21 protein-coding genes and 1 riboswitch are annotated in these 19889 nt (G+C 69.5%); of the genes, 18 read left to right on the plus strand and 3 right to left on the minus strand.

Annotation, left to right across the window (positions count from 1 at the left end; genetic code table 11):
- Both D0901_RS15220 and D0901_RS15225 read left to right on the plus strand, forming a co-directional pair.
- Nucleotides 1-708: an ATP-binding cassette domain-containing protein gene (locus tag D0901_RS15220; RefSeq protein WP_129141160.1), complete on the plus strand. Its 708-nt coding sequence runs from the start codon at nt 1-3 to the stop codon at nt 706-708.
- Nucleotides 701-2203, plus strand: a complete 1503-nt coding sequence (locus D0901_RS15225) for a PhnE/PtxC family ABC transporter permease (protein WP_129141161.1) — start codon at nt 701-703, stop codon at nt 2201-2203. Before D0901_RS15220 ends, D0901_RS15225 begins: the two co-directional genes overlap by 8 nt.
- 349 nt (nt 2204-2552) lie before the next feature.
- Here D0901_RS15225 and D0901_RS15230 read toward each other — a convergent pair whose 3' ends face one another.
- Nucleotides 2553-2915 (minus strand): helix-turn-helix domain-containing protein, encoded by a 363-nt coding sequence (locus tag D0901_RS15230; protein ID WP_129141162.1) that lies wholly within the window; start codon nt 2913-2915, stop codon nt 2553-2555.
- Complete coding sequence (locus D0901_RS15235; protein ID WP_129141163.1) at nt 2916-3212, minus strand: type II toxin-antitoxin system HigB family toxin; 297 nt, start codon at nt 3210-3212, stop codon at nt 2916-2918. It lies immediately after the preceding gene.
- A 615-nt stretch (nt 3213-3827) separates the two neighbouring features.
- Between D0901_RS15235 and D0901_RS15240 the strand changes: the two genes are divergently transcribed.
- Complete coding sequence (locus tag D0901_RS15240; RefSeq protein ID WP_162500884.1) at nt 3828-4544, plus strand: Crp/Fnr family transcriptional regulator; 717 nt, start codon at nt 3828-3830, stop codon at nt 4542-4544.
- 281 nt (nt 4545-4825) lie between these two features.
- Here the strand turns inward: D0901_RS15240 and D0901_RS15245 are convergent, their stop codons facing one another.
- Nucleotides 4826-5200, minus strand: coding sequence for a hypothetical protein (locus tag D0901_RS15245; protein WP_129141165.1), 375 nt, complete (start codon nt 5198-5200; stop codon nt 4826-4828).
- A 737-nt stretch (nt 5201-5937) separates the two neighbouring features.
- Nucleotides 5938-6112: riboswitch (yybP-ykoY riboswitch) on the plus strand.
- On the opposite strand from D0901_RS15245, the gene mntP reads away from it, so the two are divergent.
- The 15 genes from mntP (at nt 6113) to fabG (ending at nt 19868) form a co-directional block, all read left to right on the plus strand.
- On the plus strand, nt 6113-6685 hold the full coding sequence (mntP, locus tag D0901_RS15250; protein WP_129141166.1) for a manganese efflux pump MntP: 573 nt from the start codon (nt 6113-6115) through the stop codon (nt 6683-6685). It abuts the riboswitch before it with no gap.
- Between the two features lie 167 nt (nt 6686-6852).
- Nucleotides 6853-7542 (plus strand): beta-ketoacyl synthase chain length factor, encoded by a 690-nt coding sequence (locus D0901_RS15255; RefSeq protein WP_129141167.1) that lies wholly within the window; start codon nt 6853-6855, stop codon nt 7540-7542.
- The gene (locus D0901_RS15260) at nt 7542-8384 is read left to right on the plus strand and encodes a lysophospholipid acyltransferase family protein (protein ID WP_129141168.1); all 843 of its coding nucleotides are present in this window, start codon (nt 7542-7544) and stop codon (nt 8382-8384) included. Before D0901_RS15255 ends, D0901_RS15260 begins: the two co-directional genes overlap by 1 nt.
- Nucleotides 8341-8604, plus strand: a complete 264-nt coding sequence (locus D0901_RS15265) for a phosphopantetheine-binding protein (protein WP_129141169.1) — start codon at nt 8341-8343, stop codon at nt 8602-8604. The genes D0901_RS15260 and D0901_RS15265 overlap by 44 nt, the downstream gene beginning before the upstream one ends.
- Nucleotides 8605-8623: 19 nt before the next feature.
- A complete protein-coding gene (locus D0901_RS15270; protein ID WP_129141170.1) occupies nt 8624-9202 on the plus strand; it encodes a COG4648 family protein in 579 nt (192 codons plus the stop codon).
- A complete protein-coding gene (locus tag D0901_RS15275) occupies nt 9199-10929 on the plus strand; it encodes an ApeI family dehydratase (RefSeq protein WP_129141171.1) in 1731 nt (576 codons plus the stop codon). Before D0901_RS15270 ends, D0901_RS15275 begins: the two co-directional genes overlap by 4 nt.
- Nucleotides 10926-11693, plus strand: coding sequence for a glycosyltransferase family 2 protein (locus tag D0901_RS15280; protein ID WP_129141172.1), 768 nt, complete (start codon nt 10926-10928; stop codon nt 11691-11693). The genes D0901_RS15275 and D0901_RS15280 overlap by 4 nt, the downstream gene beginning before the upstream one ends.
- A complete protein-coding gene (locus D0901_RS15285; RefSeq protein ID WP_129141173.1) occupies nt 11690-12634 on the plus strand; it encodes an LpxL/LpxP family acyltransferase in 945 nt (314 codons plus the stop codon). Before D0901_RS15280 ends, D0901_RS15285 begins: the two co-directional genes overlap by 4 nt.
- Nucleotides 12624-13295, plus strand: coding sequence for an outer membrane lipoprotein carrier protein LolA (locus D0901_RS15290; protein WP_129141174.1), 672 nt, complete (start codon nt 12624-12626; stop codon nt 13293-13295). Before D0901_RS15285 ends, D0901_RS15290 begins: the two co-directional genes overlap by 11 nt.
- Nucleotides 13282-15630, plus strand: a complete 2349-nt coding sequence (locus tag D0901_RS15295) for an MMPL family transporter (protein ID WP_129141175.1) — start codon at nt 13282-13284, stop codon at nt 15628-15630. Before D0901_RS15290 ends, D0901_RS15295 begins: the two co-directional genes overlap by 14 nt.
- Nucleotides 15611-16894 (plus strand): NAD(P)/FAD-dependent oxidoreductase, encoded by a 1284-nt coding sequence (locus tag D0901_RS15300; protein ID WP_129141176.1) that lies wholly within the window; start codon nt 15611-15613, stop codon nt 16892-16894. The genes D0901_RS15295 and D0901_RS15300 overlap by 20 nt, the downstream gene beginning before the upstream one ends.
- Nucleotides 16891-17475 carry a DUF3261 domain-containing protein gene (locus tag D0901_RS15305; protein WP_129141177.1) on the plus strand — a complete coding sequence of 195 codons (585 nt, stop codon included), beginning with the start codon at nt 16891-16893 and terminating at the stop codon, nt 17473-17475. Before D0901_RS15300 ends, D0901_RS15305 begins: the two co-directional genes overlap by 4 nt.
- Nucleotides 17472-18671: a beta-ketoacyl-ACP synthase gene (locus tag D0901_RS15310; RefSeq protein ID WP_129141178.1), complete on the plus strand. Its 1200-nt coding sequence runs from the start codon at nt 17472-17474 to the stop codon at nt 18669-18671. The genes D0901_RS15305 and D0901_RS15310 overlap by 4 nt, the downstream gene beginning before the upstream one ends.
- Nucleotides 18668-19126, plus strand: a complete 459-nt coding sequence (locus tag D0901_RS15315; RefSeq protein WP_129141179.1) for a hotdog family protein — start codon at nt 18668-18670, stop codon at nt 19124-19126. Before D0901_RS15310 ends, D0901_RS15315 begins: the two co-directional genes overlap by 4 nt.
- On the plus strand, nt 19119-19868 hold the full coding sequence (fabG, locus tag D0901_RS15320; RefSeq protein WP_129141180.1) for a 3-oxoacyl-ACP reductase FabG: 750 nt from the start codon (nt 19119-19121) through the stop codon (nt 19866-19868). The genes D0901_RS15315 and fabG overlap by 8 nt, the downstream gene beginning before the upstream one ends.
- Nucleotides 19869-19889: the final 21 nt, after the last annotated feature.

Below are 19889 nucleotides of genomic sequence, written 5' to 3' on the forward strand. Positions count from 1 at the left end.
ATGGCGCCCGCGCTGCTGTCGCTGGCCGGCGAGGACGTCGGCCACGGCAACCGGGTCATCCTGCCGCGACTATCGCTGACCCTGCACGCCGGCGAGCGTGTCGCCCTGCTCGGCCAGAGCGGGGCCGGCAAGTCGACGCTGCTGGCCGCGCTGCGCCGGCGCCTGGCCGGCGAGGTCGCCTGGTGCCCGCAGAGCCACGGGCTGGTCCCGCAGCTGGCGGTCTATCACAACGTCTACATGGGCCGGCTCGAGCGCCACTCGGCGCTGGCCAATCTGTGGAACCTGGTCCGTCCCGAACGCCGGGCCTGGACCGAGATCGGCCAACTGTGCGCGGAACTCGGCCTCGACGGCCTGCTCAAGCGCCCAGTCGCCCGCCTCTCCGGCGGCCAGCGCCAGCGCGTGGCGATCGCCCGTGCGCTCTATCAGCAGCGCCGCGTCTTCCTCGGCGACGAGCCGGTGGCCAGCGTCGACCCCCACCAGGCGCTGCGCCTGCTGGCGTTGATCGACGCCCGCCACGCCACCAGCGTCGTCGCCCTGCATCAGCGCGAGCTGGCGCTCTCGCACTTCGATCGCGTGTGGGGGCTGCGCGAGGGCCGGCTGGTGCTCGACGCCACCACCGACACGCTGACGCTGGCCGACCTCGATCGACTCTACCCCGATGCCGACGTCCCCCCCGACAAGCCGGCCGACGAGGACGCGCATGGCTGAATCGGCCGCCCCGGGCATCCTGCGCGGCGACTCCCCCGGCCTGCGCCTGGCGCGGCGGTCGCTGGCGCTGATCGCGCTGTGTGCCGTGCTGCTGCCCTTCGCCGACCTGGCGGTGGTCGCCCACGACCCCTGGGCGGAACTGGGCCGCATGGCCGCGGGCCTGGCGCTGCCGCACTGGCGCGAACTGAGCTCGCCGCTGCACGCCATCGGCCTGACGGTGAGCGTGGCCCTGTGGGGCACCCTGCTCGGCGTGCTGCTGGGCTTTCCCCTGGCACTGGTGTTCTTCCGCTCGCGCCTGGTGCGGGCCGGCTGCGCCTTCGTGCGCGCCATCCACGAACTGTTCTGGGCCCTGCTGTTCCTGCAGGTCTTCGGGCTTTCGGCGGTGACCGCCCTGGCGGCGCTGGCCGTGCCCTACGCCGGGATCTTCGCCAAGGTCTATGCCGAGATCCTCGAGCAGACCCCGGCGGCGGCGGCCGACAGCCTGCCGCCCGGCGTCGGCCGGCTGTCACGCTTCGTCTATGCGGAGTTGCCGCTGGTCTGGGAGCGTCTGGCCGCCTATACCCGCTACCGTTTCGAATGCTCGCTGCGGGCCAGCGTGCTGCTGGGTTTCGTCGGCCTGCCCACCCTGGGTTTCCATCTCGAGAGCGCCTTTCGCGAAGGCCACTATCACGAGGCGGGCGCACTGCTGTGGTTGTTCTACCTGCTGATCGGCTCGATCGGCCTCTGGGCACATCGCCGCCTGCTGCCGCTGCTGGCCCTGGGCTGCCTGTTCCTGCTGGGCCCCTGGCCCGACGTCGACGCCGGCCTGCTGTGGCGCTTCGTCAGCCACGACCTGTGGCCGGCGCCGCTGCTGAACGGCGATCCAGCGGGGCTGGTGGCCTGGCTGGGGGCTATTCCCGATCTGGGCCCGGCGATCGGCAATACTCTGCTGCTGGGTCTCATGGGCACCGTGGGCGCGCTGGTCATCGCCCTGCTGCTGTGGCCGCTGGCCAGCCGCCACTTCGGCAACCGTGCCTCCCGGCTGGGGGGCAGCGCGTTGCTGATCGGGCTGCGCTCGACGCCGGAACTGATGCTGGCGTTCATCTTCCTGCTGCTGCTCGGGCCCTCGATGCTGCCCGCCTGGCTCGCCCTGGCGCTGCACAACGGTGCGCTGATCGCCTTTCTCGCCGCGCGCCATGCCGACGGCGTCGAACCCGGCATGCCCGACCTGACCGCCAGCGGTCGTTACGCCTACGAGTTGCTGCCGCGCATCTACCCCGGCCTGCTCGCCCTGCTCTTCTACCGCGCCGAAGTGATCATTCGCGAGACCGCCCTGCTGGGCATGCTGGGCGTCGCCACCCTGGGCTTTCACATCGACTCGAGCTTCCAGTACCTGATGTTCGATCAGGCGTTCTTCCTGCTGCTGGTCACCGCCGGGCTGAACATCGTCGTCGACGCCGTGGCCCGTCGTTACCGGCCTCGCGAGGTGGTGATGGACGACCCGTGCAGTCGCTGAGAAGGCGGGTTTAGGTCTCATGCGTACACTTCATGTGCATTCCCCTGGATCTTACCCAGCAGTTAGTGGACACAGATCCAAGCGATCCTCAAGGCCTCGGGGCTGAGTATTCCGATCGCAGCGCCGAGGCTTTAGAGTGCATTTCCAAACCCTCTGGTGATGGGCGCCGGTAGCAGGGCAAAGCGAGGGGCCTTTGCCATGGCCGGAAAATGCTCCTTTCCATTCCGGCATTCCCGCCATCCATGGCGGTCAGATAGCAAAGGTAGCGCCCAGGGAGGGATTCACAGCGCCCTCGCGGCGTCCTGCCACCGGAGAAGCGCACTTCGTCTACCGGTTGTGAAAGGCGTTTTTAGGCCGGCTCCTCGTCCAGCAAGGTTTCATAGGGAATATGCAGCCCCTTGTGCAGGTTCCGCACCATGCGCAAGCTCAACCCGCGCCGGCGATTCAGGACCTCCGAAACCCGGCCACTGGAGCCGATGAAACGCTCCAGGTCGCGCGGTGTCAGGCCCTGCTGCTCCATGCGAAACTTGATAGCCTCGATGGGATCGGAAGGCCCGACAGGATAATGCTCATCCTCATAGCGCTCGACGAGGATCGACAACACTTCCAACTCGTCGGCCTCTTCACTGCCCTCCTCTGCGTCCCACAGCACCTCCATCCGTGCGAAGGTGCGATCCAGGTCAGCGTCACTGCGAATCGGCTGGATGTTCATCTATATGGTCTCCGCATCTACCTGATCATACTGCTCGTGCGTGCCCACAAAGCGTACCCATGCGATCTGCTGCGAGTAGCGGATCGACACGATGACCCGGTACTTGTTGCCGCCGATGTTGAACACCACGCGGCTCCCCTTAAGGATACTTGCCGTGCGAATCTCCGCTTTCAGCGCCTGCGGCGTCGGCCAACTGGCCTTCGTCATCATGTGATACCACTCCGTCAGCGGTCGCTCGGCATCGGCATAGCCTTTCTCCCAGAACTCCCGCAACGCGCGTTTCGCGATGACTCTCACAACCTCCTCCCTTTTTGGGAGAACATAAACCCTCCCACTTTGGGAGTCAAGCCGTGCCACTCATTGACGAAGGCTTGGGGCTGGTACAGCCTCACCCTTGAGACGGGCGGCAAGCGTCGGCGCATCAACATTACCACCGCCAAGGCATCAGGGTCGGTGAAGATACCGACACGGCCGACGTAGGCAGCCTCTCGGCGCCCCATGCCGCGCCATTTCAACAAAGAGAAGGCCCGTCCTCGTCGAGGCACGGGCCTTCAATCGCTGCGTTTCCTTGCCAGCTCACCACGAGCTTCCTGCTCGTGCCTCCTTGGTCGTTCGGGCTTCCTGTTCCCGCTCTTCCCTGACAGGCGTCCTTGCCTGGAACCACGATACGCGCCCCTGGCCGCCATCGAGAGATAACATGGGTTATTCAAGGTAAAAAATAATCAATCTGGATTATCGGGTTTGCCATCGCCGTGATTGAGGTTCAGGGTGAAGGGGACGTTCACCGCTCGGCATCGCGACTCAAGGCCTCTGCCTCCTTCGCCTCCCGCAAACCGTGGCCCCACGGCACATAGGCCCCACATGGCGACAGCACCTCAAGAAGTCTGCCTGACAGACAATCTGATGCATTTCATGGCACTGTCCGACACCGACATGCATCTGCTGGCCGAACTGGAGCAGACGCCCCAGCCGGTTTCTCGAGGCCAAACGCTCTGGAAGGCCGAGGACGTCCCCCGGACCCTGTACACCCTGCGCCGTGGCTGGGCCTACAGCATGCACCGCTCCGAGAGCGGCGAAGGGCAGGTGCTGGATATCTTCCTGCCCGGCGACCTGATGGGGATTCGCGAACTCACCTTGCCGGCTCATTCGACCGACGTCGTCATGCTGACATCCGGCGTCGTCTGTCCCTTTCCCGCCGAGCGGCTGCTCGACATATTCCAGCATTCCCCGTCGCTGACCCTGGCCATCCATGCCGCCGCCGCCCGGCAGCAGGTCATCATCAGCAAGCGCCTGGTCAATATTCTGCGTCATGATGCCCGGGCACGCATCGCCCACTTCGTGCTCGAGCTTTACTATCGCCTCAAGCGCGTGGACGAATCGGTTCACCGAGACTTCTCGGTGCCGCTACTGCAGAGCGACTTCGGCAAGCTGCTGGGCATGACCAAGGTGCATGTCAGTCGCACCCTGGGCGAAATGGAGAGCCAGGGCCTGTTGCGCAAGACCCGCAAGGACATTCAGATCCTGGATCTCGAGCGATTGCTGGAGATCTCCGCCTTCGACCCTATGAAGCTGACCGATCAGCTCAACCCCACCCTGACGGCGGCGCTCTTTCCCTCGGCGCCGACCTGACCGAACACGGGTCAAAACAAGACCCGGCTCGATGACCGGGTCAATGGTCTTGCGTTCCTGGACAACTTCCACCGGCGCCCCTGCCGGTGCTTCCCTGGTCAACGCTCCCTGGATGCCCCTCCCTGGAGGTCATGCCAGCACCAGACTAGTCGAGACACGCCAGGGCCGTCTTGATCCAACTCAAGGCGCGCGCCGAGAGACACCGGGCCGCAGTGGCGAGACGCAAAAGGCCACCGCATGCGCCACTATGGCGCCGAGATCGGGCAGCGACGCCCCGGGCGTCAGCGGGGAGAAACGGAACGCGTTACCGGCCCATCGGTCGTGGGCGACACGCTGCCGGTTGTCTGGCATAGCCTCTCGCGATTTGCCTGCGACTCCAGCAATACGAGCGCTTTCTGGTAATAGGTGCTCTTCGTCGCGCTGTTCACGGCAACCGCCGTCAGGCTGGCACGGATATCATGAGCGGCATTCGTCGCCTGTCGGGCACAGTTGAGACATCGATAGAGATTGCGTGTGCCGAAGACGGGCACCGCCAACGTGCCGCATTTGGCACACGACAGCGACTGGCTGCGGATGATCTCGACCGTTTTGCGAATGCGGCTCTCGTGAACCTCCCTTGCCCCTGGCGATATTGCTATGGTCACGTCGTGAAGCACACCACTGCCCTCCGCTACTGGTTCTTTACCTCATCTATCGGCATTGTCGGAATCGACTTGAGGCACCTCGCGCGACCGGAGCATCCGGAACGAGGGCCGAGCGGCCAAGCTGCCGAAATGGACAGGCATTATTCCTGGCGATCACGTCGCCGCGTGGATTGCACTCCACGCCATCGCCCCGCCCGCGAATCGTCGCTGACACGCTTTCAGAGTGGCCCATGTCATTCACCGCCACGCTGGAACGCCCCTCTATTAATTATGATTAGTATTTAATCTATGTTATGTAGCCAAGCAAATTAAACGTGAGACCGTGTGTCGCTGAGCAAGGAGGTATCAACCCGGCACCAGACATTCGCCCCAGGGACGGGCCGATGGACCACGGAGGGTTGTTCAAGGAAGCTCACGGGCAGCAGTGACGCACCGCCCATCAGAACCCGGCCTCGGCCGGGTTCTTTTCGTTCGCCGGGCGCCTGCGGCGCCAATCGGGAAAAAGTTCCTTCCCACCGAAATCTCCATGCGCCCGTGGGCCATCCAGACGGGTTTTGTGGAAGGGAATTCATGTCCATAGCGTTGGCTCAACGTTTCACGCTGATCCGTAATGAACCGACAATTTCCGGGCGTCAGCATCAATCAAGAGTATTTCACTAAACTAACCGCAGTTAACTAGTTTATCCGAGGCTATTACACGATTTAACCCTTCCTATCATTCGGGTTAATGATGTTTTACCATTGCGCTTCCTTTGGGGAGTAGCCGACTTCCGACAGCCTCGGAAGTGCCTGCATCAACAAGCTCGACGCGCTGCGTCGTGGTGCAGGCGACCGTCACCGGTTGGCGAGACCGAAGGTATGTCACGCGTTCCAGACCGGGCACGCGAGGCATGCCTTTCTGTCTGCCCGGTACGGAGACGCGTCATGACCCTGGCTTCCACCCTGTTTCTCGCCTTCGCCATGTCCACGGATGCCTTCGCCGCCGCCGTCGGCAAGGGTGCCGCCCTGGAGCGCCCGCATTTTCGAGAAGCCCTGCGCACCGGCCTGATCTTCGGCACCATCGAAGCCACCACGCCGGTGATCGGCTGGAGCGTGGGGTTGGCTGCCTCGCGCTATGTCGCCCAGTGGGACCACTGGATCGCCTTCACCCTGCTGCTGCTGCTCGGCGGCCACATGATCAAGGAGGGCCTTTCCCCCGTCGACCGGGAAACCGCGCAGCGCCCCCACCAGCACTCCTTCCTGCGACTCGCCATGACCGGTTTCGCCACCAGCATCGATGCCATGGCCGTGGGCATCGGCCTGGCCTTCGTCGACGCCAACATCGTCTCCACGGCGCTGTTCATCGGCCTCGCCACGCTGATCATGGTCACCCTGGGCGTCCTGCTGGGCCGGGTCCTGGGGCGCGTGGTGGGCCAGCGGGCCGAGTGCATCGGCGGCGTGATACTGATCGGCATCGGCTGCCTGATCCTGGTCGAGCACCTGGGTCTGGTCGGTTGAGGGCGTCGACCCGCGCGGGACCGTCGGACGGCACCGGAAGTGGCCGGGTGGCGCCGACTCGCGTAGGGTAAGACCTGATCGACCCGACGCCAGTCAGCGCCGACCGGGACTCCACGGTCACCCGACGGCCCGCTTGCCCCCACCAGGAAACGACGAGAGACCGCACGATGACTCCCGCCTCGCTCTTTGTTCAGGACTGGCGTGCCTGGCTGCCCGATGGCGATGCCGCCGGCGACACGCACATCTCCACCGAGGCCCGCCCCGCCGGACGCTCGGTGCCGGCGATGCTGCGCCGACGCCTCAGCAACCCGGGGCGAGCGGTGTGCGACATGCTCGCCGACCTCGACCCCGAAGGCACGACGATCCTGCTGCATGCCTCGCGACACGGCGACGGCGAGCGCACCCTGGAAATGCTCTATTCGCTGGCCGAAAATGCGCCGCTTTCGCCGGCGCGCTTCGGGCTGTCGGTCCACAACGCCGTACTCGGCGTGCATTCCATCGCCAGCGGCAATCGCCGTTCGCTGCAGGCGATCTCGGCCAGCGGCGACGAATGGGCCGCCCTGCTCGATGAGGCCTGCGGCTATCTGGCCGAAGGGGCGCCGCGGGTGATCGCCGTGTTCAGCGATGCCCCGGTCCCGGCCCGCTTCGCCGCTCATGCCCCGCCGGACCGCGGCAGCGCCGCCGTGGCCGCGGTCCTGTCCCCGGCCGAGGGCAGGGAGATCGTTCCCGCCCCCGCGTCGGGCGAGGCTCTCTCGGCGCTGGATGCCCTCCAGCCCGTCGATATCATCGACTGGCTACGCCACGGCGGCAGTCTGACCAGCCCGCTGCGAGGCCGGACCTGGCGGCTCGACGCCTGATGGCAGCCGCTGCGTGGCCGCCGGGCTGGCTGGCCGCCATCGATCGCGGTTGGCGGACCCTCGCCACCGCCCTGGCCTTCGCGGTCTTCGCGCTCTGCACCCTGCTGATCGGCGAGATCGTCGCGCCGCCACTGCGCCTGGCGAGCCGCGACGCCGCCACCGCCCGGCGCCGTGTCCGGCGGCTCGTGCAGATGACCTGTCGCGGCTTTCTCGCCACGCTGCGCGGCCTGGGACTGATCGCCTACCGCATCGACCAGGCACAGCGCCTGAGTCAGCCCGGCCGGCTGCTGCTCGCCAACCATCCCACCCTGATCGACGCCCTGTTCCTGCTGGCCCACACGCCCGACGCCAACTGCATCGTCAAGGGCCGTCTCGCCGCCCATCCGGTGACACGCGGCGTGATTCGCGCCGCCGGCTACGTCATCGCCAGCGACCCCCGAGCGACGATTGCGGCGGCCCGCCGGGCGCTGGACAATGGCCAGACACTGATCGTGTTTCCCGAAGGGACACGCTCGACGCCGGGCGCGCCGATCCGGCTGCGGCGCGGCGCGGCGACCATCGCCCTGGGCGGGCGCACACCGATCCTCCCGGTGCGCATCCGCTGCCGACCCAGCACCCTGACCAAAGGCGAGGCGTGGTATCGTGTACCGTCGCAACGCCCCGGCTTTCACCTCGAGGTCGGCGATGTCCTGTCACCGCGGGACACCCGGGCCGGCGAGACCGCCGAGGCGATCCGCGAGCTGACACGACGGCTGGAAGCCTATTTCAACGACATCGACCGGGACGAGGAAGCCCTGCATGACGACCGAGCTGGAACGCGAGCTCAAGCAGCTGATCATTGACACCCTGGAACTCGAGGACGTCACCCCCGAGGACATCGACCCCGACGAGCCGCTGTTCGTCGAGGGGCTCGGCCTGGACTCCATCGACGCCCTGGAACTGGGCCTGGCGCTGCAGAAGACCTACGGCATCCAGCTGCAAGCCGACAGCGACGACACGCGTCGCCACTTCGCCAACCTCAGGACACTCGCCACCCTGGTCGAGGAACGCCGCGTCAAGTAACCGTCTCCCGCTCGTCACGATGGCTCGATCCCGTCCCACGAACGCTGCTCTCCCGCGCCCGGGCCGCTGGCTCGATCTGCTGCTGGGAGGCCTGACCTTGGGCTGGCCCTGGCTGGTCGGCCACGCCCCGCTCGGCGAGCGGGGCTGGCCGTGGCTGGCGGGACTGATCCTGCTGGCCGCCTGGCGACTGCCGCGCGGCCGCAAGCGCTGGGCCTGGCTCGCGGCCTTGCCCGCGGGGCTGATGGCGGCGAGCGGCAACGCCGACACCGCGATTCGGCTGTGGCCGGTGGCGGTCAATGCCGCCCTGCTGGCGTTGTTCGCCGCCTCGCTCTACCGGCCGCCGACGCTGATCGAACGTCTGGCCCGGCGCCAGACACCGGACCTGCCGGCCAGCGGCGTGCGCTACACGCGCCGCGTGACCTGGCTGTGGTGTGGTTTCTTCGCCGTCAACGGCACCCTGGCGCTGGCCACGGTCATCCACGCCGACCCGGCGCTGTGGACGCTGTACAACGGCGGCATCGCCTATGCCGCGATGGCGCTGCTGTTCACCGGCGAGTGGTGCGTGCGCCAACGCGTCAAGCAGAAGAGTTCGTCATGACCCAGACACCCTTGCAATCGGCGCCCTGGCGCGACGACGATCCCGCACGCCGCATCGGCTGGTCACCGGCGGGCCCGGGCACCACCCTGGGCGAGTTCCAGCGCCGCATCGTCGCCTGGCAGGCGTTGCTCGACGACCTCGCCGCACCCGGCGCGCACTGGCTGCTCCACGAGCGCGATCCACTGACCTTCGCCGCGGCGTTGATCGCCCTCTGGGAGCGCGGCGACAGCGCGCTACTGCCCGCCGACGACCGTCCCGAGACGCTCGCCGGGGTGGACCGACTGACCCGTGCCCGGCTCGGCGACGTGCCCGGCGGCCACCGGCCCGACGCCTCTCGAGACAAGGCTGGCGAGGCCCCGCGCTGGGGGCACTTCGATCCCGAGCGTCGGGCGCTGTCGCTGTACACCTCGGGCTCGACGGGGGCGCCGCAGCGCCTCGACAAGCGCTTTCGCCAGCTCGACGCCGAACTGGCCACTCATCGCACGCTGTGGCCGCTCGCCGGCGACGTGACCATCAGCCAGGTCAGTCATCAGCACATCTACGGTCTGCTGTTCGCCATCCTGCGCCCGCTGTGCGAGGCGGCCCCGCTCGCCGAGACCACCTGCCGCTACCTGGAGACCCTGCACGCCTGGCTCGGCGCCCTCGTCCCGGCCGAGCGGGCACGACTGATCAGTGCACCGCCGCCGCTCGAGCGCCTGCCCGAGAGCCTGGACTGGGCGGCGGTCGGCGACCGCCTGAGCGCGGTGTACTCCTCCGGCGCGCCCTTGCCGGCCGAGGCCGGTGCCCGGGTGAGGCGCCTGCTCGGCGCGCCGGTGCGCGAAGTCTACGGCAGCTCGGAAACCGGCGGCATCGCCTGGCGCGACCAGCACGACGGCGATGCCTGGCACCCCTTGCCCGGCATCGGTGTCCGCGACGATGGCGAGCAGCGACTGTGGCTGCGCTCGCCGTTTCTCGAGACCGCCGACTGGCAGCGCCAGGCCGATCGCATCGAGCCGCTCGCCGACGGCCGCTTCCGCCTGCTGGGGCGCACCGACCGCATCGCCAAGGTGGGCGGCAAGCGTGTCTCGCTGACCGCCATGGACCGGGCGCTGGCCGCCGATCCACGGGTGCGCCGGGCGAGCACCCTGACACTACCCCGGCACGCCACCCGCCTGGGGGCGATCGTCCAGCTCGACGCCGCCGACCTGCCCCGCGATCATGCCACGCGGCGCGCCCTGGTCGCCTCGCTGCGCCGACAGCTGACGGCGGCCTTCGAGACGACGGTGATCCCGCGCTACTGGCGCTTCGTCGCCGCCTGGCCGACCAATGCCCAGGGCAAGCTGTCCGCCGAGCGTATCGAGCGCTTGTTCCGCGATCTCCACGATCGTCGTCAGCCGCGCTGGCTGGGCGTCGAGACGCCCGCCCCCGACGAGTGCCGCATCGCCCTCGAGGTCCCCGAACGGCTGGCCTATCTCGACGGTCACTTCCCCGACCATCCGGTGGTGCCGGGGGTGGTCCTGGTGCAGTGGGCCTGCGACCTGGCCCGGGAGCACCTGGGGCTGTCGGCCCCGTTCACCGGCATGGAGCGCGTCAAGTTCCCCCTGCTGCTGCTCCCCGGCGAGCGCGTTACCCTGTCACTCGCGCTGGCGGCGCACGACGATCACCAGCGACTGATGTTTGCCTTCGACGGCGCGCGCGGCTGCCATGCCAGCGGTCGGGCGCGCTTCGCCCTCGAGGAGGTCCCATGACGCCGGCGCGCTGCTGTGTGCTGATCCCGGTCTACAACCATGCCGGGGCCATCGCCGCCACCTGCGAAGGGATTCGCCGCGAACTGGGCGTGCCGCTGCTGCTGGTCGACGACGGCAGCGATGCCGACTGTCGTGCGGTGCTCGAGTCCCTCGCCGAGGCCGACGACATCACCCTGGTTCGCCTGCCGGTCAATCGTGGCAAGGGCGCGGCGGTCAAGGCCGGCCTTGCCGAGGCCGAGCGCCAGGGTTTCACCCATGCCCTGCAGGTGGATGCCGACGGTCAGCACGACCCCGCCGACCTGCCCGCCTTTGTCGCCGATCTCGCCGCCGACGACGCGCGCCTGCGCATCGGCTATCCGCGCTTCGACGACAGCGTGCCGCGCCATCGCTACTATGCCCGGTACCTCACCCACGGCCTGGTCTGGCTCGACACCCTGTCGTTCGCGCTGCGCGACACCATGTGCGGCGTCAAGCTGTTCCCCGTCGCCGTCACGCGCCGGCTCATCGCGCGTCACCCCTGCGGCGAGCGCATGCAGTTCGACACCGAACTGCCGGTGCGCTGGGTATGGGCCGGACGGGAGGTGATCAACCTGCCGGTTCGGGTACACTACCCGCTCGACGGGGTCTCGCATTTCGCCATGGGCCGCGACAACGCCCTGCTCGTGCTGATGCACCTCAAGCTCTTCGCCGGGCTGCTGTGGCGCCTGCCGCGTCTGCTGCGCCGGCGCTTCGCCGGCCAGTCGCCAGGGGGACGATCGACGTGAGTGCCACGGACGAGGCACCGCGCCACTGGGCGCGCATCCAGGAATCGGGCAGCGTCGCCGGCATGCGGATCATGGTCTGGATCCGCCGCCGGCTGGGGCCGCTGCCGTTTCGCTTCATGCTCGTCTGGGTGATCCTCTACTACTACCTGCGCCGCCCGCTGGCCCGGCGCGCCTCGCAGCGCTATCTACGCCGCATCTGGCCGCTGCACGCCGGCCACCCGCCACGGGGCCTGAAGCGGCTGGTGCTGCGCCACTTCTGGGCCTTCGGCCAGTCGTTGATGGACAAGGTCGCCGCCTGGAGCGGCATGCCGCTGGACGTGCGCCTCGAGGCCGACCACCGCGCCCGCCTCGACACCGCGATCCGCAGCGGCCGCGGCGGGCTGATGCTGGTCTCGCATCACGGCAATCTCGAGATCTGCAGCGCCATGAGCGAGACCCGCGACGACTTCCACGTCACCCAGTTGATGCACACCCGCAACGCCGAGAAGTTCAACACCCTGCTGGATCGCTCCACCCAGCGCCGCGGTCCCGAGATCGTCGAGGTCAGCGAGATCACCCCGGCCACCGCCATGCGCCTGGCCGAGCGCATCAATGCCGGCGGCTTCGTGGTGATCGCCGCCGACCGCGAGCCGCTCGCCGATACCGGTCGTACCCGCGACATCGACTTCCTGGGCGAGCCCGCGCCCTTCCCGGAAGGGCCCTTCTGGCTGGCCGCGCTGCTGCGCTGCCCGATCTACACCCTGGGCTGCGTGCGCGAGGGCGGCCACCACCGGGTGACCTTCGAGGCCTTCGACGACACCTCCACCCTCAGGCGCCGCGACCGCGAACACTGGCGCGAGACCGCCATGCAACGCTACGCCGCCTGGCTCACCGAGCAGTGTCGGCACTACCCACTGCAATGGTTCAACTTCTTTCCCTTCTGGCACACCGATGATCGCTGATGCCGCCGCGCTGCCCCGGCTGACGCTCAGAAGCGCCCCGAACCGCCTGCGCGGCTTCCTCGCGGGCAGAATCGCCAGTGCCACCGACAAGGAGACCGTCATGCGCCTGCTCATCCTGCTGTCATTGCTGTGGGCGATGCCCGCGCTGGCCTTCGACCTCGATGACCTGCAGCACAGGCTCGCCGCCACCCCCGATCTCCAGGGACGCTTCGTGCAACAGCGCCACCTGGCCGATCTCGACACCGACCTGACCAGCCGCGGACGCTTCCGCTACCAGCGCGACACCCGGGTGGTGTGGATCCTCGAGCAGCCGGTCGAGGATCGGATGGTCTTCACCCCGGAGGATGCCGGACGGCTCAGCGAGGCCGACGGCGAGCGCGGCAACGACGACCGCCGCCGCCAGCAGGCCGCCACCCTGCTGATGAACCTGCTCGACGGCGACTGGCAGGCCCTCGAGACACGTTTCGCGATTACTCTCGACGGCGACGCCGAAGCCTGGCAGGCGACCCTCGAGCCGCGTCAGGACGCACTGCGCCGTTACCTGAGCCGGATTCGTCTCGCCGGGGGTCGCTACGTCGAGCGTCTGGCCATGCACGCCGCCAACGGCGACGTGCTGACGGTACGCTTCAGCGACCAGCGCCCGCTCGATGACGCCCGCTGATTCCACGGGTCGACGCCTGGCGCGGCTCTGGGGCGTGGTGCTGCTGATCGCCCTGGGCGTGTTCGTCTGGCAGGTGCGCGACGGCCTGCCCACCGACACCCGACTCACCGCGCTGCTGCCCCCGGATCGCCAGTCGCCGCTGATCGAGCGTGCCGGCGAGCAGTTGGGCCAGCCCTTCGCGGACCGCTTCGTGCTGCTGGTCAGCGCGCCCGACCTGGGCGACGCGGCAGGCGCGCTCGCCGAGGCCCTGGGCGCGGCCGACGACGGTCAGCTGGTCGCACGCCTCGACTGGCGTGACGTCGATCTGGCCGATGCCGATCCCCGCGAGTCGCTGGACCGCTACCGCTATCGCCTGCTGCCCCCGGCGCTGCGCGAGACGATCCACACCGACGGCGGTACCTCGCTGGTCCAGCCGGCCCTCGAACGGCTGTTCTCGCCGACCGCCTCGCCGCAGCCGGTGGCCGACCCCTTCGGCCTGCTAGACCGCTGGCTGGCAGCGCGGGACGACAGCCCGGTCACGCCCTGGCACGGCCTGCTCACGGTGCGGGGCGACGACGGCACGCGGCATGCCCTGCTGATCGGCCAGTTGGCCGCCAATCCCTATTCGCTGCCCGCCCAGCAGGCGCTGACCGAGACCCTCGCGGCCTTCGAATCGGCGCACCCCGAGGCGAGCCTGCTGCACTCGGGGCTGATCTTCCACGCCGCCGCGGGGGCGCGACAGGCCCGTCACGAGATCACCACCATCGGCCTCGGTGCCTTCGTCGGGCTGATCGCGATCCTGCTCGCGGTGTTCCGCTCGCCGCGCACCCTGGTCTCGCTGCTGCTGCCGCTGGGCTGCGGGCTGCTCGTCGCCCTGCCGCTGACACTGGCGCTGTTCGGCCGCCTGCACCTAATGACACTGGCCTTCGGCGCCAGCCTGATCGGCGTGGCCATCGACTACGCCCTGCACCTGCAGTGCGACCGCGCCATCCAGGGCCGGGCCTTTCGCCTGCGCGCCCTGCTGCCGGGGCTGACGCTGGGCCTGGTGTCGAGTCTCGCCGCCTATCTCGCCCAGGCGCTGACGCCGCTGCCGGGGCTGCGACAGATGGCGGTCTTCGCCGCCGCGGGGCTCGCCGGCGCCTGGCTCACCGTGGTGCTGTGGCTGCCCCGCCTGCGCCTGCCGGCCCATCCGGCCACGGCACGCATCGCCGAGCGGCTGTGGCGGCTGACCACGCCCCGGATAAGCCGTTCGCGCGGTGTCGCCGTCATAGCCGTCGGCCTATCCCTGGCGCTGCTCGGGCTGATCGCCGCCCGGCTCACGGTCGACGACAGCCTGCACCTGCTCAACCCCTCGTCGGCCGAACGGCTGGCCGAGGAGCGCCAGGTCCAGCACCTGTTGGGCAGCGACACCGGCAGTCACTTCCTGCTGGTCACCGCCCCGGACGAACCCGCCTTGCTGTCGCGCCTCGCCGCGCTCGGCGACGCTCTCGACGCGGCCATCGCCGACGGCCTGTCGATCGGCTACGACGATCTGGCCGACCGGGTCCCGCCCCCCGCCGTTCAGGACGCCAACCTGGCCGCCGTGACCACGCTCTACGGCGAGCCGCTGGCGACGCTGGTCGAGCGTGCCGGCCTGCCCGAACGGGTCGTCCGCGAGGCCCGGGCCCGGCTCGATGGCGTGCCCAGGCTCGACGTGGCGAGCTGGCTGGCGATGCCCGCCGGCCAGGGTGACCGGCGGCTGTGGCTGGGCCGCGTCGCGCAGCACGGCAGCGACACGCTGGCGGCGACGCTGGTGCTCACCGGCCTCGATACCCCCGCCGAGGTGGCACGCATCGAGGCGATCGCCCATGCTCGGGAGGGGACGATCTACGTCGACCGGGTCGCGCGACTCTCGGGGCTGCTCGGCGAACTGCGCCGGCACATCGCCGTCTGGGTGGGTGTGGCTCTGGCGGCGCTAACGCTGCTGCTCGTCTGGCGCTACCGGTGGCGCGCCTGGCGGGTCGTCGCGCCGCCACTGGGCGCGCTGCTCGGCGTGCTCGCGGTCTTCGCCGCCCTGGGCATCCCGCTCAACGTGTTCAGCCAACTGGGGCTCTTGCTGGTCCTGGGCATCGGCCTCGACGCCGGCATCTTCAGCGCCGAGCATGGCCGCCGCCCGGCCACCTGGCTGGCGATCAGCCTGTCGACGCTGACCAGCGTGCTGGCCTTCGGCCTGCTGGCCTTCAGCGCCACGCCGGCACTGCATTATCTGGGCCTGACCTGCCTGATCGGCCTGACGCTGGTCTGGCTGCTGGTCCCCTGGGTACGCCCCGATCCGACCCCCGCCAAGGAGAGTGCGCATGGCAACGACCACCCCTGATGCCAAAACCCCGACTTCGGCGAGCGACGTGGCAAGCGACGTGGTGGTGATAGGCGCCGGCCCCGCCGGTGCCCTGGCGGCGGCCAGGCTGGCCACCGCCGGCCACCGCGTGCGGGTCATCGAGCGCGAACGTTTCCCGCGTTTCTCGATCGGCGAGAGCCTGCTGCCCCAGTGCATGGAACCTCTCGAGCGCGCCGGGCTGCTCGACGCCGTGCGCGCCGGTCATTACCAACCCAAGAACGGCGCCGCCTTCACGCGCCACGGGCTCGGCACCGTCATCGACTTCCACGACAAGACCACGCCCGGCTGGAGCGACACCTTCCAGGTCGAGCGCGCCGACTTCGACCAGCGCCTGATCGAGGCCGCCCAAGCGCGCGGCGCGCGGGTCGACTTCGCCACCACGGTGGAATCGGTCGAGCCCGACGCCCATCGCCCTGCGCTGACGATCCGCGACGAGACCGGCCACACCCAGCGCCTCGAGACGCGCTTCATCCTCGATGCCAGCGGCTACGGCCGGGTCCTGGCCCGGCAACTGGGGCTGGCCCGCGACCCGCGCCTGGAACCACGCACGGCGCTGTTCACCCATGTCGAGATCCTGCTCGACGACGACTTCGACCGCGAGAAGATCCTGATCGGCGTGCATCCCAACGACCCGCAACTGTGGTACTGGCTGATCCCGTTCCGCGAGGGCCGCGCCTCGGTGGGCGTGGTCGGCGACACGGCGACCCTCGAGGCCGCCGGCAACGATGCCGAGAGCCGCTGGCGGGCGCTGATCGACGCCGAACCGCGCTTCGCCGAGCTGCTCGCCGACGCCCGTCCGGTACGCCCGATCCAGGCACTCGCCGGCTATTCCGCCGACGTCGAGCGCCTGCACGGGCCGGGTTACGCCCTGCTGGGCAACGCCGGGGAATTCCTCGACCCGGTGTTCTCCTCCGGGGTGACCATCGCCCTGCGCTCGGCGGACATGGCCACGACACTGCTCGAGCGCCAGCTCGCCGGCGAGCGCGTCGACTGGGACACCGAGTTCGAGGATCCGCTGCGCGCCGGCGTCGCGACCTTTCGTGCCTTCGTCGATGCCTGGTACGACGGCCGCCTGCAGACGATCATCTTCCAGCGCGATCCGCCGGCCGAGCTGCGCCGGATGATCAGCGCGGTGCTCGCCGGCTACGCCTGGGACCGGGACAACCCCTTCGTCAGTGCCAGCCGTCGGCGTCTCGACGTACTCGCCGAGCTGTGCGGTCATCCCATGGGGGGCGCCTCGTGAGCCGACCCAAACCCTGCCGACCGGCGATCCTCCTGCTGCTGGCGCTGTGGCTGACGGGCTGCTCGCTGGCCCCACCGGTGCCACCCGCTCCCGAGCAGCCGGCACTCGCCGACCCGGCCACCATGAAGCGCCGGCTCACCTTCCAGCCCGACGATCCGACCCGTGATCCGCAGACGCTGATCGCCCTGCTGCGTCTGGACGGCGCGACCCTGCGCGCGGTGCTGCTCACCCCCTATGGCCAGCGCCTGGTGACCCTGGTCCACGACGCCGACGGCGATCGCTACCAGGCCGGCGACCTGCCCCTCGACACGGTGACCGAGCGCCTGCCGCCCGCCGACTGGCTGGCCGCCCGGCTCGTCTGGTGCCTGTGGCCGGTCGAGACGCTGCGCGAGGCGTTCGCCGGCAGCGACTGGTCGGTGACGGTCGCCGACGGGGCACGGATCATCCGTCATCGCCAGCGCATCATCGCCCGCATCATCCCCGCCGACACCCGGGCCGGACGCGACGACACGGTCTTGCTCGACGATCGTCAGGGTGGCTATCGTCTGCGCATCGCCCCACTGACGGAGACCGCCCAATGAGCGCCCACGACTCGCGATTCCCGTGCCGTCTCTCCGCGCCCGGCGTGGTCTGCAGTCTGGGCAGCGACCCGGCGACGCTGTCCCGGGCGCTGCGCGAGGGACACCGCGGCCTGACGACCAGCGATGCCTTCACCCCCGGTCGCCCGCTGCCACTGGGCGCCGTCAGCGAGCCGCTGCCCGACACCGCCGACTGGCCGGCCGCCCATCGCAGCCGCAACAACCAGTTGCTGGCGCTGGCCCTGGAACGCCTGAGCGACGCAATCGAGGCGGTACTGGCACGTTTCGCCCCCGAGCGCATCGGCGTGGTGCTGGGCACCAGTACCTCGGGAATCGGCGAGACCGAACGGGCCCTCGCCCAGGCCGGCCGCGAAGGGCCGCTGCCCGCGGATTTTCATTACGCGCGCCAGGAACTGGGCGCGCCAGCGCGTTTCGTCGCCGAACGGCTGGGCCTCGCCGGGCCGGTTCACGTGCTCTCCACCGCCTGCAGCTCCAGCGCCCGGGCCCTGACCAGCGCGCGCCGGCTGCTGCTGGCCGGCGAGTGCGATGCGGTGATCGCCGGGGGCGCCGACAGCCTGTGCCGGCTGACCGTCAACGGCTTCGCCAGCCTCGAGGCGGTCAGCGATCGCCCCTGCTTGCCGTTCTCCGCCAACCGCGACGGCATCAACCTGGGCGAGGCGGCGGCGCTGTTCGTGGTCACCCGCGACCCCGGCGGCATCCAGCTCGAAGGCTACGGCGAGAGCAGCGATGCCTACCATGTCTCGGCACCACGCCCCGACGGCAGCGGTGCGCTCGAGGCGATGCGCGCCGCCCTGACCCGGGCGGGACGCGCCCCCGAGACGATCGATTACCTCAACCTGCACGGCACCGGCACCGGCCACAACGACAGCATGGAAGCCCGCGCGGTGAGCGCACTGTTCGCCACCCCGCCGCCCTGCAGCTCGACCAAGGCACTGACCGGGCACACCCTGGGCGCCGCCGGCGCGCTGGAAGCCGCCTTCTGCTGGCTGGCGCTCAGTGAGGGCTTCCTGCCCCGCCACGTCCACGACGGGGTCGACGACCCCGAGCTGCCGCGCCTGCCGCTGGCGACCGGCGAGCCCGTCACCGCCGGGCCGCGGGTGGCGCTGTCCAATTCCTTTGCCTTCGGCGGCAACAACGCCAGCCTGCTGCTGGCCCGCGACGACGGAGAGCGGCCATGACCGAACGATCCGAGCTGCCCTGCCCGATCGCCGGCTACGTGCCCCAGCGCGGCCCCCTGTGCCTGCTCGACACCTTGCTCGCCGCCGACGAGACGAGTCTCGTCGCCAGTGTGCGCCCCGGCGACAACGCGCTGTTCGTCAATGAGGCCGGCGTGCCCGGCTGGGTGGGCGTCGAGTGGCTGGCCCAGGCGGYCGCCGCCTGGGCCGGGTGGCACGCGGCGGCACATGGCGACGCACCGGCGGTGGGCTTTCTGGTCGGCACGCGCCACTATCGCTGCCGGGCGACGGCGTTCGCCGCCGATGGGTCGCTCGCGGTGCACGTCACCCGCGACTTCGTCGCCGACAATGGCCTGGCCCGTTTCCGTGGCGAGATTCGCGACGGCGACGACGTCCTCGCCGAGGGCAACCTGACCATCTACCAACCCGCCGCCGAGGACGCCCCGCGCCATGCCTGACACACGACCCGCCCCCCCCGCCGGAACCATCCTGGTCACCGGTTCGAGCCGCGGCATCGGCCGCGCCGTGGCGCTGCGCCTGGCCCGCGACGGCTTCGACATCGTGCTGCATTGCCGCCATAACCGGGACGATGCCGAGGCCGCCGCCACGCAGATTCGCGCGCTCGGACGCGAGGCGCGGGTGCTGTGCTTCGACGTCACCGAGCGGGCCACCGCCCGCGAGACGCTCGAGGCCGACATCGCGGAACACGGCGCCTACTACGGCGTGGTCTGCAATGCCGGCGTCACCGCCGACGGTGCCTTTCCGGCGCTCAGCGACGACGCCTGGGACCGGGTCCTGTCGACCAGCCTGGACGGCTTCCACAACGTGGTGAAACCGCTGGTGATGCCGATGATCCGCCGCCGCGCCCCGGGGCGCATCGTGGTGATGGCCTCGGTCTCGGGACTGATGGGCAATCGGGGCCAGGTCAACTACAGCGCCGCCAAGGCCGGGCTGATCGGCGCGGTCAAGGCGCTGGCGGTGGAACTCGCCAAGCGCCGCATCACCGTCAACGCCGTCGCCCCCGGGCTGATCGATACCGACATGACCGCCGGCGAGGAGACCGAGGCGGCACGCCGCGGGATCCCCATGCAGCGCCTGGGCACCGCCGAGGAGGTCGCCGGCGCGGTGAGCTTCCTGTGCGGGCCGGACGCCGGCTACGTGACACGTCAGGTGCTGTCGGTCAATGGCGGGCTGTGTTGACCGAACGCCGTGCGGGGGATG

The organism is Modicisalibacter coralii (assembly GCF_004117855.1).
Taxonomy (GTDB): Bacteria; Pseudomonadota; Gammaproteobacteria; order Pseudomonadales; family Halomonadaceae; genus Modicisalibacter; species Modicisalibacter coralii.

What these genes read in the sequence shown, in the direction of transcription:
- D0901_RS15220 (WP_129141160.1), top strand. Translation starts at nt 1, where the DNA reads ATGGCGCCCGCGCTGCTGTCGCTGGCCGGCGAGGACGTCGGCCACGGC.
- D0901_RS15225 (WP_129141161.1), top strand. Translation starts at nt 701, where the DNA reads ATGGCTGAATCGGCCGCCCCGGGCATCCTGCGCGGCGACTCCCCCGGC.
- D0901_RS15230 (WP_129141162.1), bottom strand. Translation starts at nt 2,915, where the DNA reads ATGAACATCCAGCCGATTCGCAGTGACGCTGACCTGGATCGCACCTTC.
- D0901_RS15240 (WP_162500884.1), top strand. Translation starts at nt 3,828, where the DNA reads ATGGCACTGTCCGACACCGACATGCATCTGCTGGCCGAACTGGAGCAG.
- mntP (WP_129141166.1), top strand. Translation starts at nt 6,113, where the DNA reads ATGACCCTGGCTTCCACCCTGTTTCTCGCCTTCGCCATGTCCACGGAT.
- D0901_RS15255 (WP_129141167.1), top strand. Translation starts at nt 6,853, where the DNA reads ATGACTCCCGCCTCGCTCTTTGTTCAGGACTGGCGTGCCTGGCTGCCC.
- D0901_RS15260 (WP_129141168.1), top strand. Translation starts at nt 7,542, where the DNA reads ATGGCAGCCGCTGCGTGGCCGCCGGGCTGGCTGGCCGCCATCGATCGC.
- D0901_RS15265 (WP_129141169.1), top strand. Translation starts at nt 8,341, where the DNA reads ATGACGACCGAGCTGGAACGCGAGCTCAAGCAGCTGATCATTGACACC.
- D0901_RS15270 (WP_129141170.1), top strand. Translation starts at nt 8,624, where the DNA reads ATGGCTCGATCCCGTCCCACGAACGCTGCTCTCCCGCGCCCGGGCCGC.
- D0901_RS15275 (WP_129141171.1), top strand. Translation starts at nt 9,199, where the DNA reads ATGACCCAGACACCCTTGCAATCGGCGCCCTGGCGCGACGACGATCCC.
- D0901_RS15280 (WP_129141172.1), top strand. Translation starts at nt 10,926, where the DNA reads ATGACGCCGGCGCGCTGCTGTGTGCTGATCCCGGTCTACAACCATGCC.
- D0901_RS15290 (WP_129141174.1), top strand. Translation starts at nt 12,624, where the DNA reads ATGATCGCTGATGCCGCCGCGCTGCCCCGGCTGACGCTCAGAAGCGCC.
- D0901_RS15295 (WP_129141175.1), top strand. Translation starts at nt 13,282, where the DNA reads ATGACGCCCGCTGATTCCACGGGTCGACGCCTGGCGCGGCTCTGGGGC.
- D0901_RS15300 (WP_129141176.1), top strand. Translation starts at nt 15,611, where the DNA reads ATGGCAACGACCACCCCTGATGCCAAAACCCCGACTTCGGCGAGCGAC.
- D0901_RS15310 (WP_129141178.1), top strand. Translation starts at nt 17,472, where the DNA reads ATGAGCGCCCACGACTCGCGATTCCCGTGCCGTCTCTCCGCGCCCGGC.
- fabG (WP_129141180.1), top strand. Translation starts at nt 19,119, where the DNA reads ATGCCTGACACACGACCCGCCCCCCCCGCCGGAACCATCCTGGTCACC.